This window comes from bacterium, from assembly GCA_021158245.1.
Classification (GTDB): Bacteria; Zhuqueibacterota; QNDG01; order QNDG01; family QNDG01; genus QNDG01.
In genome coordinates, this window is record JAGGVB010000049.1 from 1 (window position 1) to 21,225 (window position 21,225).

General features: G+C 37.3%; 15 protein-coding genes and 1 tRNA gene. 13 read left to right on the forward strand and 3 right to left on the reverse strand.

The annotated features are described in order from the left end of the window. Positions 1-166: sigma-54-dependent Fis family transcriptional regulator (locus J7K93_02650; GenBank protein ID MCD6115890.1), on the forward strand; the 166-nt coding region annotated here is incomplete at its 5' end. Between the two features lie 33 nt (positions 167-199). On the opposite strand, the gene J7K93_02655 is transcribed toward J7K93_02650, so the two are convergent. Both J7K93_02655 and J7K93_02660 read right to left on the reverse strand, forming a co-directional pair. Then, the gene (locus J7K93_02655; GenBank protein ID MCD6115891.1) at positions 200-1,081 is read right to left on the reverse strand and encodes a TIGR02757 family protein; all 882 of its coding nucleotides are present in this window, start codon (positions 1,079-1,081) and stop codon (positions 200-202) included. Between the two features lie 2 nt (positions 1,082-1,083). Beyond that, positions 1,084-2,472: a polysaccharide deacetylase family protein gene (locus J7K93_02660; protein MCD6115892.1), complete on the reverse strand. Its 1,389-nt coding sequence runs from the start codon at positions 2,470-2,472 to the stop codon at positions 1,084-1,086. A 273-nt stretch (positions 2,473-2,745) separates the two neighbouring features. Between J7K93_02660 and J7K93_02665 the strand changes: the two genes are divergently transcribed. From J7K93_02665 to J7K93_02690, 6 genes are all read left to right on the forward strand, one after another. Continuing rightward, positions 2,746-2,818, forward strand: a tRNA-Met gene (locus tag J7K93_02665). 35 nt (positions 2,819-2,853) lie between these two features. After that, positions 2,854-3,108 carry a GIY-YIG nuclease family protein gene (locus J7K93_02670; protein ID MCD6115893.1) on the forward strand — a complete coding sequence of 85 codons (255 nt, stop codon included), beginning with the start codon at positions 2,854-2,856 and terminating at the stop codon, positions 3,106-3,108. A gap of 593 nt (positions 3,109-3,701) precedes the next feature. Further along, a complete protein-coding gene (locus J7K93_02675; GenBank protein ID MCD6115894.1) occupies positions 3,702-4,745 on the forward strand; it encodes a LacI family DNA-binding transcriptional regulator in 1,044 nt (347 codons plus the stop codon). A 450-nt stretch (positions 4,746-5,195) separates the two neighbouring features. Continuing rightward, positions 5,196-8,270, forward strand: a complete 3,075-nt coding sequence (locus J7K93_02680) for a TonB-dependent receptor (protein MCD6115895.1) — start codon at positions 5,196-5,198, stop codon at positions 8,268-8,270. A 31-nt stretch (positions 8,271-8,301) separates the two neighbouring features. Next, complete coding sequence (locus J7K93_02685) at positions 8,302-10,338, forward strand: T9SS type A sorting domain-containing protein (GenBank protein MCD6115896.1); 2,037 nt, start codon at positions 8,302-8,304, stop codon at positions 10,336-10,338. 23 nt (positions 10,339-10,361) lie between these two features. Then, positions 10,362-11,399, forward strand: coding sequence for a PorV/PorQ family protein (locus tag J7K93_02690; GenBank protein ID MCD6115897.1), 1,038 nt, complete (start codon positions 10,362-10,364; stop codon positions 11,397-11,399). Positions 11,400-12,002: 603 nt separating this feature from the next. Here J7K93_02690 and J7K93_02695 read toward each other — a convergent pair. Continuing rightward, the gene (locus J7K93_02695; GenBank protein MCD6115898.1) at positions 12,003-12,146 is read right to left on the reverse strand and encodes a hypothetical protein; all 144 of its coding nucleotides are present in this window, start codon (positions 12,144-12,146) and stop codon (positions 12,003-12,005) included. Positions 12,147-12,777: 631 nt separating this feature from the next. Here J7K93_02695 and J7K93_02700 point away from each other — a divergent pair. From J7K93_02700 to J7K93_02725, 6 genes are all read left to right on the forward strand, one after another. After that, positions 12,778-14,169 carry a hypothetical protein gene (locus J7K93_02700; GenBank protein MCD6115899.1) on the forward strand — a complete coding sequence of 464 codons (1,392 nt, stop codon included), beginning with the start codon at positions 12,778-12,780 and terminating at the stop codon, positions 14,167-14,169. A gap of 62 nt (positions 14,170-14,231) precedes the next feature. After that, on the forward strand, positions 14,232-15,164 hold the full coding sequence (locus tag J7K93_02705; protein MCD6115900.1) for a ribokinase: 933 nt from the start codon (positions 14,232-14,234) through the stop codon (positions 15,162-15,164). A gap of 28 nt (positions 15,165-15,192) precedes the next feature. Beyond that, a complete protein-coding gene (locus J7K93_02710; GenBank protein ID MCD6115901.1) occupies positions 15,193-16,206 on the forward strand; it encodes a hypothetical protein in 1,014 nt (337 codons plus the stop codon). Positions 16,207-16,223: 17 nt separating this feature from the next. Further along, entirely contained in the window at positions 16,224-17,033 is an 810-nt protein-coding gene (locus tag J7K93_02715) for an SUMF1/EgtB/PvdO family nonheme iron enzyme (protein ID MCD6115902.1), read from the forward strand. A 34-nt stretch (positions 17,034-17,067) separates the two neighbouring features. Continuing rightward, positions 17,068-19,311, forward strand: coding sequence for a hypothetical protein (locus J7K93_02720; protein ID MCD6115903.1), 2,244 nt, complete (start codon positions 17,068-17,070; stop codon positions 19,309-19,311). A gap of 24 nt (positions 19,312-19,335) precedes the next feature. Then, entirely contained in the window at positions 19,336-20,904 is a 1,569-nt protein-coding gene (locus J7K93_02725) for an ADP-ribosylglycohydrolase family protein (GenBank protein ID MCD6115904.1), read from the forward strand. Positions 20,905-21,225 lie beyond the last annotated feature (321 nt).

The following is a 21,225-nucleotide window of genomic DNA, read 5'->3' on the forward strand; positions in this document are numbered from 1 at the left end:
AGGTCTTGAAGATCAGGTAAAGAAGGTTACTGAAGATGTTGAAAAAAAATTGATTCTGCAGGCTCTGGAGAAATGTAATGGCAGCAGGACAAAAGCAGCTGAACTCCTCGGAATCAGCCGTAAGACATTATTCAATAAGATGCATAGATTAAAGATTGAAGGTTAACAGACCCGGCCTGCATTGCATGCTGTTATAAATTCATTTTGTAAAATTTCTCCGTACAACGCATATATCTTTTATAGGGCATAAACTGCATATATCGGGATCTTTTCCGTTAGTGCATTTATTCAGCATTCCTACTCTGCATAAAGCAAAATCATACTTTACCGGATCATCGGGAGAGAAAAATTTCAGAGAATTTGTAATATCAACAGCCATATTCCATCCCGGAGAGGAAAGGGATGTAAGCCCCAGATACCTGCTTACCTTTGAGATGTGAGTGTCCACCGGGATAATCAGCATTGAGGCAGGTATTTCATCCCACAAACCAAGGTCAAGATGATCTTTTCGTACCATCCAGCGAAGGAACATGTTCAACCTTTTACAAGCACTTTTCTTTTCAGGGTCTGTTAAAAAATGTCCCGCTCCTTTTCCTGCAGAGGGGGTTTTATTGTAAAAAGGTGAAGGGTTAAGGTCTCTTATCCTTTTGACAAACCTGGAAAGAGAAGGGCCTATATCATTGTCTTTTCCATTGAATCTGTCCAGAAAGAAATTTTTAATTGAGTCTCTTTCTCTTATCATATGCGCTGTCCATGAAACCAGCAGAGAGATATCTTCAGGTTTGTAAAAACGGTACGAGATGTTGTGGAATTTATCAGGTTCTTTTTCCGGATAATAATTTACAAGAAATTGATATGGTGATTTTCCCATTACAGACAGTACTGCACGGACTGTTTTCTTAATTGCTTTTACATTTCCAAGGGAAAGCATTGCAGTAATAAATCCTGCAGCTTCCCTGTCCTTATCGTTTTTGTACTCTTTTACAATGGAAAGAGGGTCTGTTTCAAGAAATGAATGGTCATATGTATTGTACAGATTGTCAAGAAGATTTTTCAGTTTGTCAATGTCTTTATTAAGCATAATTATTGATCAATAACAGAAGAGTATGTTTGTCCCATTAACTGAGTAATTGTAACAGGGGTATAGCCGCGGTCAGATAAACCTTTTATCATTTTGCCAAGTTCTTTATGAGGGAAATCGTCTTTTCTGTTGGTCCCGAGATGCATCAGAATAATAATTCCGCTGGCGCCGTATTTTGTACCTTTGCCAAAGTTAATAACTTTCTCACAAATCTCATTGGCAGTATGATAAATTGCAGAGTTTTTATCTTCAACCCAGTCCATTGTATCAAGAGTGTATTTCCAGCCCCTGCCTCTTGTCCAGCCAACGTGTCTGTATCCGGCTTGTGCTGCCCAGAGAAGGATCTGATGATTGAATTCTCCATAAGGTGCACGCCATATACGCGCCATATGCCTTCCTGTGAGGTTAAAAAACAGGGAATCTGTTACTGAAAGCTCCAGCCTGATCCTTTTTTTGGTGATTTCAGATAGAGTGTCGTGTCTTCTGTTTGTTGCAAATGTTGTTAAATGCGGGTGAGTAAGAGTATGATTGCCCACTTCATGTCCGCTTTTAACAATTTTCAGTACTGTTTTCGGATATTTTTTGATAAATCTTCCTGTAAGAAAGAATGTGGCTTTAATATTATATTGCTGAAGAGTTCTTAAAATGTCACCTGCTGCATTGTCTTCAGCGCCTGCATCAAAGGTAAATGCAACAGCCTTTTTATCAAGAGGGCCTCTGTTAAAGTCAGATGCAAGATATGAGACAGAAGGAGGTGCGTATGTTAATGTAATTGTCTCAAGGTTCGATATTTTACCGTCGGAAGAAATTGCTCTGATGTCAAGTTTATTGACCCCTCTATGCAGTTTTACGTTTTTAAACTCAAATGTTCCGGTTTTTACAAGTTTTACGTCAACAATATCATTATTTTTAAGCAGGCTTATAATACGCCCTTTTTCAGCTTTACCTTTAACAGTAATTGTGTTTGTAAGCACCATTCCGTCTTTGTTAGGTTTAAATATTTCAGGAGCAGGGATTTGAATCGAATCTGCTGCAGAAGCGGATTTTAATTTACTGTCTATCAACAAGTCGAACTTCTTGTTCAGACTGAAGATAAAGAAGATTGAGCCCGACAGAAGTAATAAGAGTATAATTTCAATAAAAACATGCCGTAATGAGCCGTCTTTTTTTCTCAGAGGAAAGGTGATTACAGACCAGATAGTGCTGAAAATCTGGAAAATAAGCGAGACTGTTTTTGCGCTCAGATCCGTAATCAGACATCTTATACTGCAGTAGAATTTTCCGAAAGAGAATATTGTGCAGTTGTAGCACATACGTTTTTTACAAACAGTGCATTGGTAAGGTGCAACAGTATCAGGATGTTTTTCACAATAGTAAATTTTTTTGGCCATATCGTCTTTCTCCGAAGAAGGTGACGATTAAAAAGTAAGTTATTGTCTTTTTAAAGTCAAGTTTAAATGATTCAGGTTCTGCTTTCCCTTAAAAATTTGCGGCAATATGGCCATTATTATAATCAGTAATATATAAACTATAGTTCAACCCGGGATACAGTAACAAGTTCTTTAATAAAACAACTCCTGTATTCTCGATTTTTAACTGTAAAATACAATAAAAAGCCTTGACATTTTCTTGATATTCATTATATTAAGTATGTCAAAAAATACCGCGGGGTGGAGCAGCTGGTAGCTCGTTGGGCTCATAACCCAAAGGCCGGAGGTTCGAATCCTCTCCCCGCTACAAATGAAACCCCGCAGAGAATGTGGGGTTTTTTAATGGGGGATAATAAATTGTATTATGTTTATGTTTTGTATTCCCAAAGATATGATAAAATTTATATAGGCTATACATCTAACCTGGAAGCAAGGCTTGCATCTCATAATGAGTTGTCAAAAAAAGGTTGGACTGTTAGATATCGTCCATGGAGACTTGTGTATAAGGAGAAGTATTCGAACAAAAAAGATGCAATGCAGCGGGAGAAAGAGTTAAAGAGTCATAGAGGCAGAGATTTCATCCGTTCGTTAATTTGATTAGCCTCGTTGGGCTCATATCCGGCAGCTGCCGGACGGAGGTTCGAATCCTCTCCCCGCTACAAATGAAACCCCGCAGAGAATGTGGGGTTTTTTAATGGGGGAGTGAAGGAATAAGTTGTGGGGCTAAAATTCAGCAAACTTATATCCTTATATCATTGTATTTCTATTCTCGATTTTTTATATTTTACTTGCTTTAATATAAACATCTTACTATATTTTTATAGAAACACCTTCAAAAAGAATAAAAAAATCCATATTTAGTGCAAATTATAATAGTGATAACTGATTTGGGCTATGATTACATCGGGATTTTCGTTTTATGGGGTTTGAATAAAAACTACTTAATCAATAGATAGGATTGGAGGAGTCTCTATTGATTTATGAAAATGCATTATTGCGCAAAGAAATTGCGCAAAAATTGGTTTAAATAAATTTAATTAGACAATATTTTAACATCAATAAAAACCTACATTAAGCTTCTTATTAAATTTTACTAAGAACTGAGAAATTAAAATAATCCTTGACATACAGAGTAAGTTTTATTATCTTAGCGAAAACGATTGTGCAATCCTTAAATACTTTGATAAATTATGAATACAAAACATAATAAAAAAGTTACCTTGAATTTAATTGCAGATGCTGTAAATTTATCTGTCTCAACAGTATCCCGTGTTTTAAATGGCCAAGCTTCCAATCATCGTATAAAAAAAGAAACAGAAGAAACTGTCCTGCGAGTTGCCAAGGAATTAAATTATGAACCGCACTATTTAGCCCGTGGGCTTCGATTGAATAAAACAGATACAATTGGACTGATCATACCTGATATTTCGAACCATTTTTTTTCAGTAATTGGCAGAAGCATTGAAATTGAAGCCCGAAAAAACAACTATTCTATTATGTTATGCGATAGCCAGGAAAATACTGAAGTAGAAATCAATTCAATTAAACTTTTAAAGAGTAAAAAGGTTGATGGTATAATTATCTGCCCTGTTGGTAAAGAAATGGAACATTTGGAAAGATTGTATAAAAGTAAAATACCTTTAGTTGTTATTGATCGTTATTCAAAAGAATTAGATTGTCCTCATGTGGTTTCCGATAATTATACTGGAGCTTTGGAAGCGATTAATTATCTTTTTGATAACGGCCATCGAGTGATTGGTTGTATTCAAGGAATCCCGAATACCTCAGTAAATGAGGAACGAATCAGAGGATTCCGTGATGCATATAAAAAAAATGATATACAATTTGATAATAACTTAATTGTAGGTGATAGTTTTGGAGAAAGAAATGGATATATCAGCACTAAATTATTACTAAACAGAGAAGTACGCCCGACTGCTATTTTTGCTGCAAGTAATTTAATCCTTCTAGGTGCCTTAAGGGCACTATCAGAAGGAAATATCAGAATCCCAGAGGACATTTCAATTATTGCATTTGATGATGAGCTCTATTCAAAATTTTTATCCCCTCCAATAACGACTGTAATCCAGCAAAAAACCGAGATGGGAAATTTAGCAACTAAATTACTGATTGATCAAATAAAATCAAAAGACAGTATTGATAACAAGGGATTTGTTCTTCCTACAAATTTAATTATTCGTAACTCTGTTAAAAGATTAAATTATGATTCCTAATGTGAATTTGTGTGCAACATGGAGACAATAAGTAGTTTTTACAAATAAAAACATCAAGGGCTGTTGGCTGACCTGCTACAGTCTATTAACCAACAGCCCGAGATAAACAAAGCTTTATTTATAAAATAAAACTCTGAGCGTGTAATGAGTAGAAATATATTCATAAAATCAAGTTATTTCTTAAATATATACAATTATTTTATTCCCGATTTAATTTTTTTAATTGTGTTGCTTTATTGTACTACATTCCATTTTAAACCTGGGTAGTTTATTAATAAATATTTTCTTCCAATTGATAATAATTAATAAATAAAACAATTTGTATTATTCAGTAAAATAATTAATAAAAAAGGATTAAGATGATTGTTTTGTAAACTATTAGAAGGAGGTGCCTTAAAAAAATAATGGTAATGCGTGTAGGTTAATTTTCATTAATAGGAGGAAGGTCAAATGAAGAAGAAAGATGGAAACGGAGTAAAATTGATTTTTCTTTTGGTTCTATGCTTCTCTTTTGTTGTGTCTGGATTGTTTGCCGGAACAACGGGTAAGATTGCAGGGAAAGTAGTAGATAAATCAAGTGGTATGCCCTTGGTGGGTGTTAATGTTACTCTTGTCGGTACTATCCTTGGGGCAGCGACGGATGCTGAGGGCGATTTTTTCATCGTAAATGTCCCACCAGGATTATATTCTGTCAAAGCAAGCATTATGGGATATGAAACATTAATCCAAAAAAATATCAAAGTTACGACCGATCATACAACACGAGTTAATTTTTACATTAATGAGAGTGTTGTAAAAGGTAGAGAAGTAACAATAGTCGCAGAAAGACCGATTATAGAAAAAGACGTAACGGGAAGTGGGATGACCATAGATGCAGGTGCTATGAATCGATCTCCAGTAACTCAACTCAACGATGCACTAAGGCAACAGAGCGGAGTTTACTCTACTGGTGAAACTACTTATCTGCGAGGTGGATTATCGACCGAAATAAACTACAATCTGGATGGAGTCTCTCTTAACAGTGGTCTTCTCTCGGATAATTGGCAAAGACTTAACGTTACTTCTATGCAGGAAGTTTCTGTTCTAACCGGTGGTTATAATGCAGAATACGGCCAGGCAATGTCAGGTATTGTGAATGTGGTTTCTAAAGAGGCCTCAACCATTAAAAGAAACATTCACGGTACTGTAAAATACAGCCTCCGTCCTGCTGACCAGTATCACTGGGGTAAGAATATTTACGATCAAAGCTTGTGGAAATATACTAACTACAATCTTGCATACTGGCAAGACAAGTTAACTGATCCAGTGCAATCTGCAGGCTTTGCTCAGTATTTTAAGCGTTTTTATGGCTGGGATGGAAACACTGTTCCAACAGCGGAACAACTTCTTTCAACTTATCGTAAACAAATTACACCGAATCCAATTCTTGGTGATTACACCAAACGTCCACAGAATGAGGTCGAAGCCACAATTTACGGATCCCCGATGAGTAAAATGACTTTCCTCCTCTCTGGTCGTTATAAACGAGGCGTTAACATCTGGCCACAAGCGGCAAAATATAACCCTGAATATAATTTGCAGGGAAAACTTACATATTCTTTAGCAGAAAATAAAAAATTGACTTTGGACTTCCTGCGGGGCTACTACAAAAGTTGTACATATACGGAAAGTAACTGGAATAACTTCGAAAGTTCACAGGAAGCCCAATGGCAACCAAATTCTGATGTGCGTAACCCCTATGACGGCCAAGCTTATGCACCTTGGGGTGGATATTGGTTGAAAGGACCCGAGGAAAAAGCTCTAAACATGGCTACTTTAAAATGGCAGCACACATTAAGTCCTGCAACTTTCTATACAATTCAATTTACCTATCTTACAGATGATATGACGGAATTACAGGACTATTCAAAACTTCATACCGATTTATCCACAGTAAGCTGGGGTGATAGCTGGTTTGATCTCGGTGGTAATTTCCGTCTGGAATCCAGACAAATTCAGGTAAATAACTACAGTAAGAGTAGGGTGTTTACAGCCAAAGGCGACCTGCTCAGCCAGATCAGTAAAGCTCATCAAATCAAAACCGGAGCAGAATTCAAACTTTACAATGTCGACTATCAACATTATTATATGGAATTCCCTGCTGGTGATGTCTGGCATCTGGATAATGTATTTAATGGTAAACCAGCAGAAGGAGCCTTCTACATCCAGGATAAAATGGAATATAAAGGATTGGTTCTGAACATAGGGGTGCGCTTAAGTACATTTAACGCCCGGCATGATTACCCAGAAAGTATTTACGATCCTCTTGCTTTTGAGACCTGGAATGGTGGAGATGGAACAAATCCATCTAATACAGCGCCAATTTGGCAATCCTACATGCCGGGTAAAGACTGGTTTGCTGGCCAGATTAAAGATTATCGCAGCTTCTTTGATGGTCATCATCAGGATAAAAACACGGTTAAATCCAGCTGGAAGTTTGCTGTGGCTCCCCGTTTAGGATTATCATTCCCCATTACTGACAACTCAAAGCTCCGTTTCAGCTATGGGCATTTTTATCAGCGACCTTCATGGGCCAAGCTTTTAGGTTTCCCCACGAGCTGGTATGACAGCGACCCATTAGGGTCAGTGAGGATGGACCAATGGCAAGGTTGGTATGGTCATCCAGGACTAACATACGATAGAACTATTCAATATGAACTTGGTTTTGATCAAAACTTATTCAACATGTTCCGCTTTGATTTCACAGCTTACTACAAAGATTCTGATCGCCTAACAAGTTTCTCCCATCAGAGTACTTACAATCAATCCGGAGGAGGTTTTGCACAAACAGGTTGGGGAAATAATATCTATACATCAAGCACCGCACGAAACATTGCTAATGATGGTCATGACAATATTTTTTACACCAATAGTGGCTTTAGAGATGTAAGAGGCATTGAATTCTCTTTAGCGAAACTTTTTAATAGAAGATGGTCTGCAAATCTTACATTTAATTACGGACTCAGTACAGGTGGCGTTACAGGTTACTGGCAATACAGAGAAGATGCCAGCACACCCAACCAACCACAATCTTTTTCCGAAACTAAAGTAACCTGGATAGGTAGTTATGTTTTAAAAGGAAACCTCAACTACGTAACACCCAAAAGTTTTGGATTTGCACGTGATATCAGCATGGGATTATACTATGAGTACTTCGCAGGGCCACAATATACCTACTACCCGGATAGTTACACTGGCCTTCGTGTTCCGAACAATAAACGATGGTTCCCACATCAAAGAACAGATCTAAAAATTGTTAAACGTATACCTCTTGGGAATATGACTCCTGTAATTGGTATAGAAGTATATAATCTGTTCAATAATTTCGATAGAATTCTAATCGGTGGAGACGATCTTAAAAAGTGGGAAGAAAACAAAACAGTTCCCAAAGTTTGGCAATCTGGCGAGGATGATGTATGGTCGTTCTATAACTCTATCAGCAATCCTAAGAGAAGGGTGCTTGTTACAATGAGTCTTGAATTTTAAACAAAATAGTATTTTTTGAAGGAGAAAAACTATGAGAACTAAAATATCCTTGAAAAAAGTAGCTCACGGTTATGGTATTACCACCATTATTTTATTGATAATAATGATGGTTCCATCCCTCTACGGTCAAGACTTCAATTTTAAAGATTTGACTCGTGGAAAGCTCTGGGCGCGCATTTGGAATACTTCTGCGGTTGGGCAACCAACATTAGGTGGTGCAGAATTTTACAAGTTCGACTATCCTGGCCACATGCTTGGTACAGACATGAACGATCATTACGGTATGTGTGAATGGTCAGGTTGGATGGCGTGGGCTAATGTGGATGGTGTCGGAGTTCCTTTCCGCGTTTGCATGGCATACGACCCAAATCCAATGTACATTGCTCCAATAGAAGATACCAAGTTAATTAAAAATTACAATCTGGCTGATCCTACTACCCCAGCTGAAGAAATCATCACAGGTGCAAATTTAATAAAGGAATATGGTGTAGAAATGCACTTTAAAGCTATGGCATGGAGCGCTCCGAAATATGATGACTTTATTATTTATGAATTTATTTTTAGAAATACAGGTAATCATGAAATTACTAATTTTAGGTTTGCTCCAACAGCAGAACTTAGTATTGCTACTCCAATAGTTGGCGGTTGGAATGATGATGACGTGTATGAATGGGATAAAAAACATCAAGCTTTTTATTTTCATGATGGCAGATTATGGAACACTGATAGCGAACCAGTAACTTACTCGTATGGATTAACAAAAAGGGATTTGGGTGATCCTGCTGATCTTGACGCACCAAATGCTATTGACCACGAATTCCAATCCCCACAGTATTTTACCTATTATTGGCTGGATAAACCGACAAAATCGGATCCGAGCGAGCGAGATCACATGAACGTTGTTGATAAAGGCAATTTGAATCAGGAATGGAACCGAGTACAATTAGATCCAATGAACGATGATCCAGAAGTTGATTTTGATCCGGATGATTACATTCTAAGAGCTTTAAAATATGATCAGCCATTACCACCTACAACAGAAGGTGGTCAATCATTATCAGATGTCGCAGCTAATTTAGGATTAACTACGGCTCCACGAACTCTTTATGAACGTCAGATAGACTATTTGTATGAGACTGGCCCTTATGATTTACCACCTGGCGGCGAACTTAAGTTTGTCATGGTAGCTGCAGCCGGAATGATGGATTTCTCCAGAGTTGCTGCTGGTGGCTTAGAAAATGAAGCCCATCTAAAAGATGGTGCTGACAGTTTGTGGGCACACATAGACGCTGCTGAAGAGCTTTACCAAAGAAACTATCAATATCCTCTGCCACCTCCAACTCCAACAGATGGTATGAATACACTTACTATTACTCCAATGTCAGAGGGGCAAATGATTAAAATCCAATGGCCTCCTATCTCAGATGATTATGTTGACCCTGATTATGGTGTCAATGACTTTGCCGGATATCGCGTCTATCGCTCTAATTTCAGGAACGTTGGACCATGGGAACTTATAGCTGATATTCCTAAAGAGCAAGTGACTATGGAAGACGGTATGGTTACATACAATGATAAAGTAATACTTGGCGTAGGTTATTATTATGGAGTCACATCTTACGATACTGGTCACAATGCACCGTGGCCTCCTGACCCATCAATTACCAGCCTTCCCAAATTAGAAAGTGGTCTTGTTAATGCTAATCTTGAACCCGTATATGCAATGTCTGCAACAAGTAATAATCTAAATGATGTACGTGTTTATCCTAATCCTTTCAGACAGCATAGTAAGCTCAGAGGAACAGGTGAGCAATACCGGTTAGAATTCGTTAATATACCTGCTAAATGCACAATTCGTATTTACACATTAGCTGGGGAGCTAGTCAGAACGATAAAACATGATGATGGCAGCGGTAGCGAATCGTGGGGTTCTAAGGCTTTGGCAGATTACCAGGTAAACAGATATTTACAGTATGTAGCTCCGGGAGTTTATCTTTTCCAGGTGGAATCAGAAGTCAAAGGACATAAAGGCGATACTAAAATTGGAAAATTTCTTATCATTAAATAATGCAAACTATGGAGGAACCTAAGATGATAAAGAAAACATTTATCATATTGATTTTACTTGCCATGTTTTTTTGGAGTGGTATAGCATCTATATACGCTCAAGAACGGCAGGACAACGGGATAAACCCCCCTCCGTTTGAGCGAGTAGGGCAAACTGGATGGCAATTTCTTCATCTTCCAACAGTAGCAAGGAATGCTGCCTTAGCGGGTATTAAAAGTGGACTAACCAACAATAATGCATCATCTATTTTCAGTAACCCTGCTAATCTTGTAGATGTAAAAGCTGTTGATGTAACATTCAGCAAACTCAACTATCTTGCAGATATTTCTTACACTACAGTAGCAGTGGTCAAAAATTTTGGAGAATTGGGTGTATTTGGATTAAGTTTTGCCAATTTTGATGTTGGGACCATGTATCGTACTGAAAACGTTTATAATGATGAACTTGGAATTACCCAACGCAGCGGTGACCTTGGTACATTCACAGCAGGTGATATATTAATCGGATTTTCTTACGCTCGTTTGATGACAGACAGGCTTTCTATAGGCGGAAATCTTAGTTACATTCAAGAAAAGCTGGATGACGTAACCAGTAAAAACTTGAATGTTGACTTTGGAATATTTTTTCGTACAGGGTTTCATAGTCTACGTTTGTCAATACTTGCCCGTAATTTAGGCCCTGATAAGAAATTTTTGGGTTTCACAGAACTCTATGGTTTACCGCAGAGTGTTAGAATGCCTATAGATTTTCGGATGGGAATTGCCTATGATCTTCTTGAAGGCATTAATGGTAGCCCGCACAAATTGACTGCTTTTTTTGAAGGAGTTCATCCAAATGATGGACCTGAAAGAATCCACACGGCGTTGGAGTATAACTTCTTGAAAATATTTTCCTTACGAGCGGGATATAAGTTTAATTATGATGAACAGGGGTTGACTTTAGGTGGTGGATTAAATTTCGACATGTCAGGAATAAGGGGCCGCATTGACTACGCCTACTTAGACTTTGGTAGATTGAAATCCGTTCATCTTTTCACTATGGGATTTGGTTTTGGGAAATAATTAGGGCTTCCTAAAAAAAGTCCTGACATATTGAAATAAAAGGAGTTAGAGCTTATAAAAGATGGAATAAGTCTATATATTCTATCAATATATTTTCAAAAAGTTTGGAGCAGAAATGATAAAATAAAATATACAAGTACAAAGCAGCTTTAATAGAAGAATTAAGAACATTTTTTTACTATGGTCTTAATGAAAATAATCAGTGGGCGCGAATTGCATTAATGATACAATGGGATGAATTTGCAAATAGCTATGCAAAAGCAATGCGTGAAGATTTCGGCAGGCCGGTCTTAGATGTCCGTATAGTAATAATAGGAGCTTTAATCATAAAACAAATGAATAGATTTCCGCAAAAAAATGGGCACCTAATAGTTAAGATTAAACTGCCTTTTATGGCAGTGAATTGTATTGGAGATATATTGCCAAGATATGGATGTTTTCGGATGCGGTTATAAAAAATTTTAACGTACAAAAAGATCGGCTGCCGGGCCTGCTAACGATTTTGATAGGTATAATGAAACACCTCTACTTTTTTCAAGGTTGCCAAAAAACTATCGGCGATAGCATTATCCCAGCAGTCACCTTTGCCTGACATGCTCTGGATCATTTCATAGTTTGCATGCTGTTCTTTGAAATCTTTACTGCATACTGAATACTAAGATCAGAATGAAAGATCAATCTCTCTGTAGGATGGAATCTCTCATTTGTATAGTACAGGGTTGCTATAGTTGTTATTGCAGCATTCATACCACTGCTCATTGCCAGCCAGCAACCATGCGGCTATGCAGGTCAATTATCACAGTTAGATAAGGCCAGATGGCCGGAGTGAATATGTAGTTGATTCAGATACGCACACACAATTGGGCTTTTCTATAGTAAAATCATATGCCAGTAAATTTGGCGCCACCGGGTAGTGATGGTTACTGTCTGTGGTAACCATGAATTTTTTCTTACTGACTTAATCCATATGCTTTCATAAGTCGTGCTACTCTGGCTCTGCTTAAGATAAATCCTTCCTTATGCAGCTTGATGGGTAATCCGCGGGCTGCCGTAGCGTCTATGATTTTCTTCGTAGATATACTTTTAAAATGTAGCAAGTTCAGTATTCGCAATGGCATAGAATTTAAATTTGGAGAAGTTAAAAGGAAGTATGATATTGGGGTTGTAAAGGCAAGAACTAATGAGCACAAGTGAAAGTTGGATAGTAGCAGTTCTGTTTGTAATGATCCATGCACATTTGGAGTGTATTCGTTCTTTTTTGTCTCTTTTCGAAGGACTAATAAATTTTAAAATTAAAAAAGGTTGGTTTTTTACTTTAGAAATGCGTTTGAATATTAAATTATTTTTTTAAGGAAGTTCTAAATAACAGGGTAAGGGAATGGAAGTAAAATCGAAAATTAAAATTGTATTTTCCGTACGGAATAAAAACATTCCTGGTTGGCCTTTTATAAGTTATGATTACGATAAAGAGTCGAAAAAAATTATAGAACAACTGGAATTTAAATTCCCCAATATTGAATTTAAACCAGAATACTATTATTCAGAAGAAAAGGCAAAAGAAGGATTTGCAGACAACAAAGAATATGATGGTATTGTTATTTTTAACTTAGCGCACGGCACTGGAGTACCAAGAGCATTTCTAGAAAGAAAAGAAGCTGGTGTTATTGTTGATGGATTATTTGGTGGATCAGGCGACTCCATACGTGCTCATCATAAAATTAAGAAGGAGAAATTACCTGTAATAACTGTATTATCCTCCGATTTTCAAAATGTTGTTGATGCAGTTGAATTGTTAACAGTAAAAAGAAAAATAAACAATTCAAAAGTACTTGTATTTAAAAACTTCGGCCCCATTCCCAAAGAAAAAGAAGAACTCATTAAAGAATCTGTCGGTACGGGCAGTACATGGCAACGGTTTCTTTCTGGCCGTAAAGGCATGGAAGAAAAGTTGAATTTGCTAAAAGAGAGATACGGCGTGGATGTAACTATTGGGACAAAAGATGATCTACTTTCTTATTATAACAATACAGACAATAACAAAGCTACAAAGATTGCGGAGAAATGGATCCAGGAGGCCCAAAGCATTGTGGAACCAACAAAGGATGAAATTCTAAAATCTGCAAGAATGTATCTTGCGCTAAAAACAGCAGTAGAAGACCATAAAGTTGATGCAATTAGTATTGACTGTATTATGATGTATTTTACGGGCCAGCTTAGTGCATATCCTTGTTTAAGTCATTTTCAGATGAATAACGATGGCTTTGTCGGAGTTTGTGAATCGGACCTCGATGCTATTTTGACACAACTGGTAATAAAATACGTAACAGGTAGGCCTGGCTTTGTTTCTGATCCTGTCATTGATACTGCTTCAAATCAAATTATATATGCACATTGTATGGCTTCAAATAAACCTTTAGGTACTAAAGGCCCTGTTGCTCCGTACATCATAAGAAGTCACGCAGAAGACAATAAAGGTGCATCAGTGCAGGTTATCAAACCTCTCGGATATACTGTAACCACCATAAAATTTGATATATTAACAAATTCTATGTCTATCCACAATGGCAAAGCAGTAGGAAATGTAAACAGTCCATTAGCTTGCAGAACAAAACTTGCAGTAGAAGTACCCGATGCACAATTATTATTGGATAACTGGGATACAGATATATTTAGTTGGCATAAGGTAACAGTATATGGAAATTATCGGAAACAATTTATGAATCTTGCTAAGTTGTATAGAATGAATATCTTTGAAGAGGACAAGAAGTAAAAAACACTAATGGCCATATTTTATTGTTTTAGAACAGATTTGCATGAGGAGCCAGAATTTCAATGGGTAAAATTACAGTCGTAGGAAGTTATATAGTAGCACTGGTCATGGACACCGATCGAATTCCAGTGGAAGGCGAAACTGTTATAGGGGAAAATTATCACACTACTCATGGTGGAAAAGGTTCGAACATGGCAGTATGTGCTTCACGTCTTGGAGCTGATGTAGCATTTATGGGTAAAGTTGGTAAGGATTCGTTTGGAGAGGTCTTTGTTTCTTTATTGAAAAGAGAAAAGGTAGATACAAAATCTGTCCTCTACTCAAACCATTTACCGACTGCAGTGGGGTTTATTATTTTCTCTTCTAAAGGCACTAATTCAATAGTTATTGATCCTGCTGCCAATGGTGATTTTCTACCAGAAGATATTGAAGAAAATTGCAATATTATTGAGTCTTCGGATGTAATTGTTTCCCCTTTGGAAATTCCGTTGAAAACAGCTCTTGCTGCAGCTAAAATTACAAAGAATAAAGGTATAAAATCTATTTTAAATCCTGCTCCAGCTTTAGACTTACGTAAAAGTGATTTGAGTAATATTTTTGCTCTAACCCCTAATGAAACTGAAGGAAGAGTATGCCTGGGTCTTGCACCGGATGATCCAATTTCTGATTCTGATTTAGCAAGGGCCTTGTTAAATTTGGATGTAGAGAATGTAATATTAACACTTGGTGCAAAAGGCGTTATATGGGCATCCAATAAAGGTACCTATGCCATCCCAACACTTAAAGTTAAAGTGGTAGATAGCGTTGGCGCCGGAGACGCTTTTAATGCTGGATTAGCTGTGGGCCTTGCCGAAAACAAATCAATGGCTGAAGCTATTGCACTTGGAGTAACAACTGCTGCTCTCTCCACTCAAAAAAGGGAAACAATTGATTCCTATCCATTTCGTGAGGAAGTAAACAGAAATCTTGGAGAAGTTTTAAGTTATATTACTTAAAATGATTACAAGATGAGGAGATATATTAATGGAACTCTTATGGGGATTTTCTTTTGTTTTAGTTGCTGGTTTCTTTCAAGGCACATTTGTACTGCCTATGACGTTAACCAAAAAATGGGAATGGGAACATACATGGGCTACATTTTCATTATTTGGAATGCTTATTTTTAATTGGATTCTCACACTTATTTTTATACCAAATATTTTTTCTGTTTATAGTTCAGTTCCTTCTAAAGACATTGTCATATTAATACTCTTCGGTGCCGGCTGGGGTATCGGTGCCATTCTATTCGGACTCGGCATGGATAAACTTGGTATGGCCTTAGGCTATCCAATTATTATGGGACTTATAGCAAGCCTTGGTGCTTTGATCCCTCTTGCGATATTTTTCCCCAATTCCCTGTTAGCTCCTAAGGGGCTGACTTTACTGGCAGGTACAGTTCTTGTAATCTTAGGAATTATTCTTTGTTCGATTGCTGGTTTACGAAAACAACCAGACAACAAGCTTCAAAGCGACAAAAAATCAAAAGCGTTTACTGCTGGTCTTGTTATAGCCATCTTCGCAGGCATTCTATCTTGTTTCCCTAACGTGGGTATGGCCTTTGGAATAAACTTGATTAATAGAGCTAAAACATTGGGAACCTCCAATACTTTTGCCGGCAATGCAGTGTGGGCACTGTTTTTTACTATCGGTTTCATTGTTAACTTTGGTTATTGTTTATATTTAATGCTCAAACGCAAAAATTTAAATCATTATTTTGCTCACGGGACACAAAATAATATTGGATGGGCTACACTGATGGCAATCATGTGGATTGGAAGTTTTTATTTGTATGGTATGAGTGCTGTAAAATTGGGTAAATGGGGTGTTATAGTTGGTTGGCCATTGTTTATTTCTTTATCTATTGTAGTAGGTAATCTCTGGGGATTATGGAAAGGTGAGTGGAAAGGTGCTCCTCAACATGCCCGTTCATTACTAAATTGGGGGCTTTTGGTTCTTTTATGTGCAATTGTTATCATTGCTGTCAGTAACTCTTTATGAATTATGGATGAATAACTATGAAGAATAATCGTTGGGATATCTTTTTTGCATTTTTTTTACTACTCATTTTTCAAAAAATTAGCTTGGGTCAGAGTGCAAATATGTCAAATATGGTTTTAGTTTCTGCCGGAAAATTTACCATGCATGTAGAATACCGTTGGCGGGAAGGCTTATCTCTTGACTCTTTGATTGCAGATGACCGTGGTATCCGTTATAGTTATACTGAGAAGGTTTATGTTCCAAAATTTTATATTGATAAAACAGAAGTAACCAATGAACAATTTAAGCAGTTTTTAGATGCAACTGGCTATAAACCAAAATGGCCAAAAAATTTCCTCAAAAACTGGCGTAATGGGGTTTACGCAAAGGGTAAAGCAAAACATCCGGTAGTATGGGTTTCTTTAGAGGATGCAAAAGCTTATGCAAAATGGGCTGGCAAACGATTACCCACAGAAATAGAATGGCAAAAAGCTGCCCAGGGAACCGATGGGAGAACATGGCCGTGGGGGAATGTTTTTAATCCTAATAAAGCTAACATGGATTCTCGTGATACCAAGCCTGTTGGGAGTTACCCTGAAGGAGCCAGTCCATATGGCTGTTTGGACATGGTTGGAAATGTTTGGGAATGGACAGATTCCTTTCGGTCAGACGGTTATCACTATTTTTCCTGGATTCGAGGAGGAAGTTATTTTTTAGCAAAGGGAAGCCGCTGGTATATGCAAGGAGGACCAATTACAAACTATCAAAGAACAAAATTCTGGTATATGACACCAGCTTTAAATAGGTCTTCTACTATAGGCTTTCGATGTGTTATGGATGATAAGTAGCACGTTTTTTATTCAATGGATAACTAATGCTTTTATGAAAAACCGTTATCATAAATTTGATTTGGAGACGATGATGTATCGTGTTAGAATTTTGGCAAGGCTATTTTCTTTATATATGATATTTTTCTGCCTTGTTTCATCTAAAGGATATGCCAAAACGAAATTAAGTTTCCTGCCTGACAGGGCCCATGTTAAGAATATTGTCCTTGAAAATGAAACCATGCAATATACGATTTTGCTTGATAGAGGGATTAAACTTTCCAGCGCGAGAGAAAAGGCGACAGGCATTGATTTCTTAAAAGGAAATCAACCTTTAATGTTTATCTCAGTTAGAATGCCTTGGTGGCTTGATGATGTCGGATATCAATTGTTCACCATTAATGATAAAAAATTTGGAGAAAATGTTTCAGTTTCCATCACTCAGAAATCAAGCTATGTGGAAAATCCTCTTATTGTAACACAGACATTCTCCTTAGGCAAAAGTTCAGAATTAATTTGGAAAGTTGAAATGTTAAACTCTGCTATTGGAGGACGAGCTTATCGCTCTCCTCTAACTATTACCAGTAACATATCCTTCCCACTCATGCAAAAAATCAAGGTAGGCAACATCTCGAAAATGCATTACTTAATTCCAACTGAGAGGAGTTTTTTCTGTATAGATTCACCCAAGGATTTTATTTTCTATTTTACAAATGCATCTGATCCCAAAATGCCTATCGACATTTACAATTTAAAGGAGAATAAGGGGATTTATTTTCATGTCATCAAATCAGCCATTCCTCTTGGTTTCTCTGACAAAAAGGATTTTGTTTCAAGAGATTTTTCTTTAACCCAAAAGCCCGGTGAAAAGACAAATATTATTGAATGCCGTATTTTGCCACATCAAGGTGATTGGCATGCAGCTTTTCAGGCATTTAAAAAATACATACGTTCTCATTTTGATTTTACTTACTACAAACGCCCCATACAGAAAAAATATCGTCAACGGTTTGTTTCTCATTTCACATTTCTCTACGGACATGATATATATGTTCCCGAAAGCAATCAATTCAGACTCAATAAATTTCTGGATGAAGGAGAATTAAACTTCGGAGGATATGATTACATGCTTTTATGGCATGACTATCCTCGCGTCGGGCTTGATGATCGAGACCAATTCGATATGTACCAGGATTTACCCGGAGGTTTAGCTGGTTTAAAAAAGATGGTTGATCAAGCTCACGCACGCGGAGTACAGGTTTTTATTCCTTATAAGCCGTGGGATATTATGAAAGGAAGAAAGGATCACTTTGTACAGGAAGCTCGTATAGTAAAAGCTATTGGAGCGGATGGCATATTTTTGGATACAATGAATAAATCTGATAAAGCTTTTCGTGACGCAGTGGATGAAGTAAACCCGAATGTTGTTTTTGTCAGTGAAGGTCGGCCAAATTTGGAGGCTGCCCAGTTGGTTACGGGTAGTTGGAATCAACAGGGAAACGCAAGCAATAAAATGCCAAACGTAGATCTCTTTCGATTTGTTTTTCCTGAACACAATGTTCATAACATTAATCGCGGAGCCAGAAAACGAGATGAACTGATCTACAATGCACTATTTAATGGGACAGGTCTGATTATTTGGGAAGATATTTTTGGTGAGATTAACCGATTCACGTGGACTGAACGTATTCTTATTCATCGTTATAACAGAATTGTTCACGAAAATCGGGATGCTTATTTGACTGAGAATCCAATACCCCTTGTTCCAAACTTACGGAATGATCTTTTCATTAACGCATTTCCAACTGCTGATAAATGTGTTTACCCGGTTTATCAGCTTGGTCGGGAAAAGGTAAGCAGAATATATGACAACCGGTTAATCGGACCATTTATGGAGGTTCGTTACCCTGAAAATTGGCATTATGTGGATGTCTGGAATCAGCAAACAATTCCGACAAAAGAAAAAAACGGTAAGACACTTCTTGTCTTTCCAGAAGAACCTGCTGATGTCATGTCATGCATCATTGGCATGCCACGAAACTTGCAAGTTAAAAAGGATGCTAATACCTTACATATTTCTTCCCTGAACCCAGTTGAAAAGGGTTCAATTCATGTTAATACTGTAAACAATCTGACGATGATGGAAAATCAGGTTGTTGTCCTTCAGGGAAGCAGTGGTGAGATCGACCTATCTCAAATAGACCTAAGGTTTCCCTATAAAATCTTAGTAAAATTAATGCAGGGTGATATCCTAAAAGATGAAGTTATTTTAGACATTGGATGGAAGAAATTTTTTTAACAAAAATATAATAGGAGACAAGTCATGCGTAAACAAATTATCTTTGTTATGTTGTTTGTAATCGCTGCTATTTTTCTTTCATGCGGCAAACAAGAGATTAAAACTATGAAACTTGATGTGCTGCGTGATAAGATCGCCGGGGGTTGGGCAGGAAAGATGATTGGTGTAACTTATGGTGCTCCCACTGAATTTAGAGCAACCGGGAAAACCTACGATGAGGAACTAAACTGGAATGCTAAGCAGGTAAAAGGAGCTTTGAAACAGGATGATCTCTACGTTCAAATGAGCTTTATGATGACAATGGATAAATATAGCATGGATGCTCCAGCAGAAAAATTTGCTAAATCTTTTGCAAATGCTGGCTATCCTCTCTGGTGCGCCAATGTCACAGCGCGTAAAAATTATTTTGATGGTATTATGCCTCCCAAATCTGGTAGTCCAGAATATAACCTCTGGGCTGACGCGATCGATTTCCAAATTGAGGCTGATTACATTGGCTTTATGTGCCCTGCCATGCCACAAACGTCCAATAAAATTTGTAATAAAATCGGTCACATCATGAACTACGGAGATGGAGTTTATGGTGGAATGTTTGTATGTGCACTTTACGCACAGGCTTATTTTGAAAAAGACATTGCTACTATTGTAAAAAATGCACTTAAGGCAATTCCCGCTAAAAGCGAATACGCCCAATGTATTCAAGATGTCATCGATTTGCATGCTAAATATCCAGATAACTGGCGTTCGGCCTGGAAAGAATTTAATGCAAAATGGGGCGATACAGATATCAGTGGACCACTCAATCCCTTTAATATTGACGCAAAAATCAATGGTTCTTTTATAGTTATGGGATTGTTGTACGGTAATGGTGACTTTGGTAAAACTATGGAAATTTCTATCCGATGTGGCCAGGATTCGGATTGTAATCCATCTAATGCTGCTGCTGTTTTAGGGATTCGGGATGGGTATTCAAATATTCCTGATAAATGGAAAAGTGGCATTCCAGAAATTGCTGATTCACTTTTTATTTTCACTGATTACTCCTTTAACAAGGTAGTTGAAAACACACTGAATTACGCCAAAAGAATAGTTTTAGCAAATGGTGGCAAAATAAAAGATGATGTAGTGTATATCAAGGAACAAATTCCTAAAGCACCAAAGAGATTAGAAGTTTCTTTTCCCGGAATTAAGCCTTTGTATCAGGCTGGTGTTGAAGATTCGAACTGGGTTTGGAAAGGTAGTTGGAAAAATGTGGCCAAAGGATGGTTTAATCAAAAAATGAAAGTAAGCGACCAACAAGGCGCTGAAGCCAGTCTTAAATTTAAGGGATCTGGAATTTTGCTCACAGGTAGCTGGGACCGCAACGGAGGCAAAGCTGATATTTATATAGATGGACAGCTAATGCGAACAATTGATACTTATTATTGGGTTGCCAATAGTGGTTATCCAGGAGCTTATCTATATCACGTTTTGAATCTACCGTATGATAATCATACAGTTAGAATTGTAGTGAGCGGCAAAAAAAATCCAAAAGCGACAGGAACTAATATTACATTGGGTGGAGCAGTTATATATGGAACCACTAAATCCTAGGGACAAGTAATATTGAAGCGATTAATTGTAGGAGACAGAAACCATGAAGTACTCTAAAAATAACTTTCGCAATTTGTTAGTATCCTCACTTTTAATTGTTCTATGTTCATTATTTATAGGGGAAAAAGCAGAGGCACAGATTTGGCGTGTATGGTTAAAAGTCAACGCTCAACAAATCTATGGGCCAAAAAGCACCAAGAATGCAGAATTGTGGCAGATAAAAATTAAACAATGGCGTGAGATTGAAAAAGCAAAATTAGCCTATAATGATGCTTATTATACTAGTCAGAACTTCCAATGGGTACAACAAAATTTTATTCA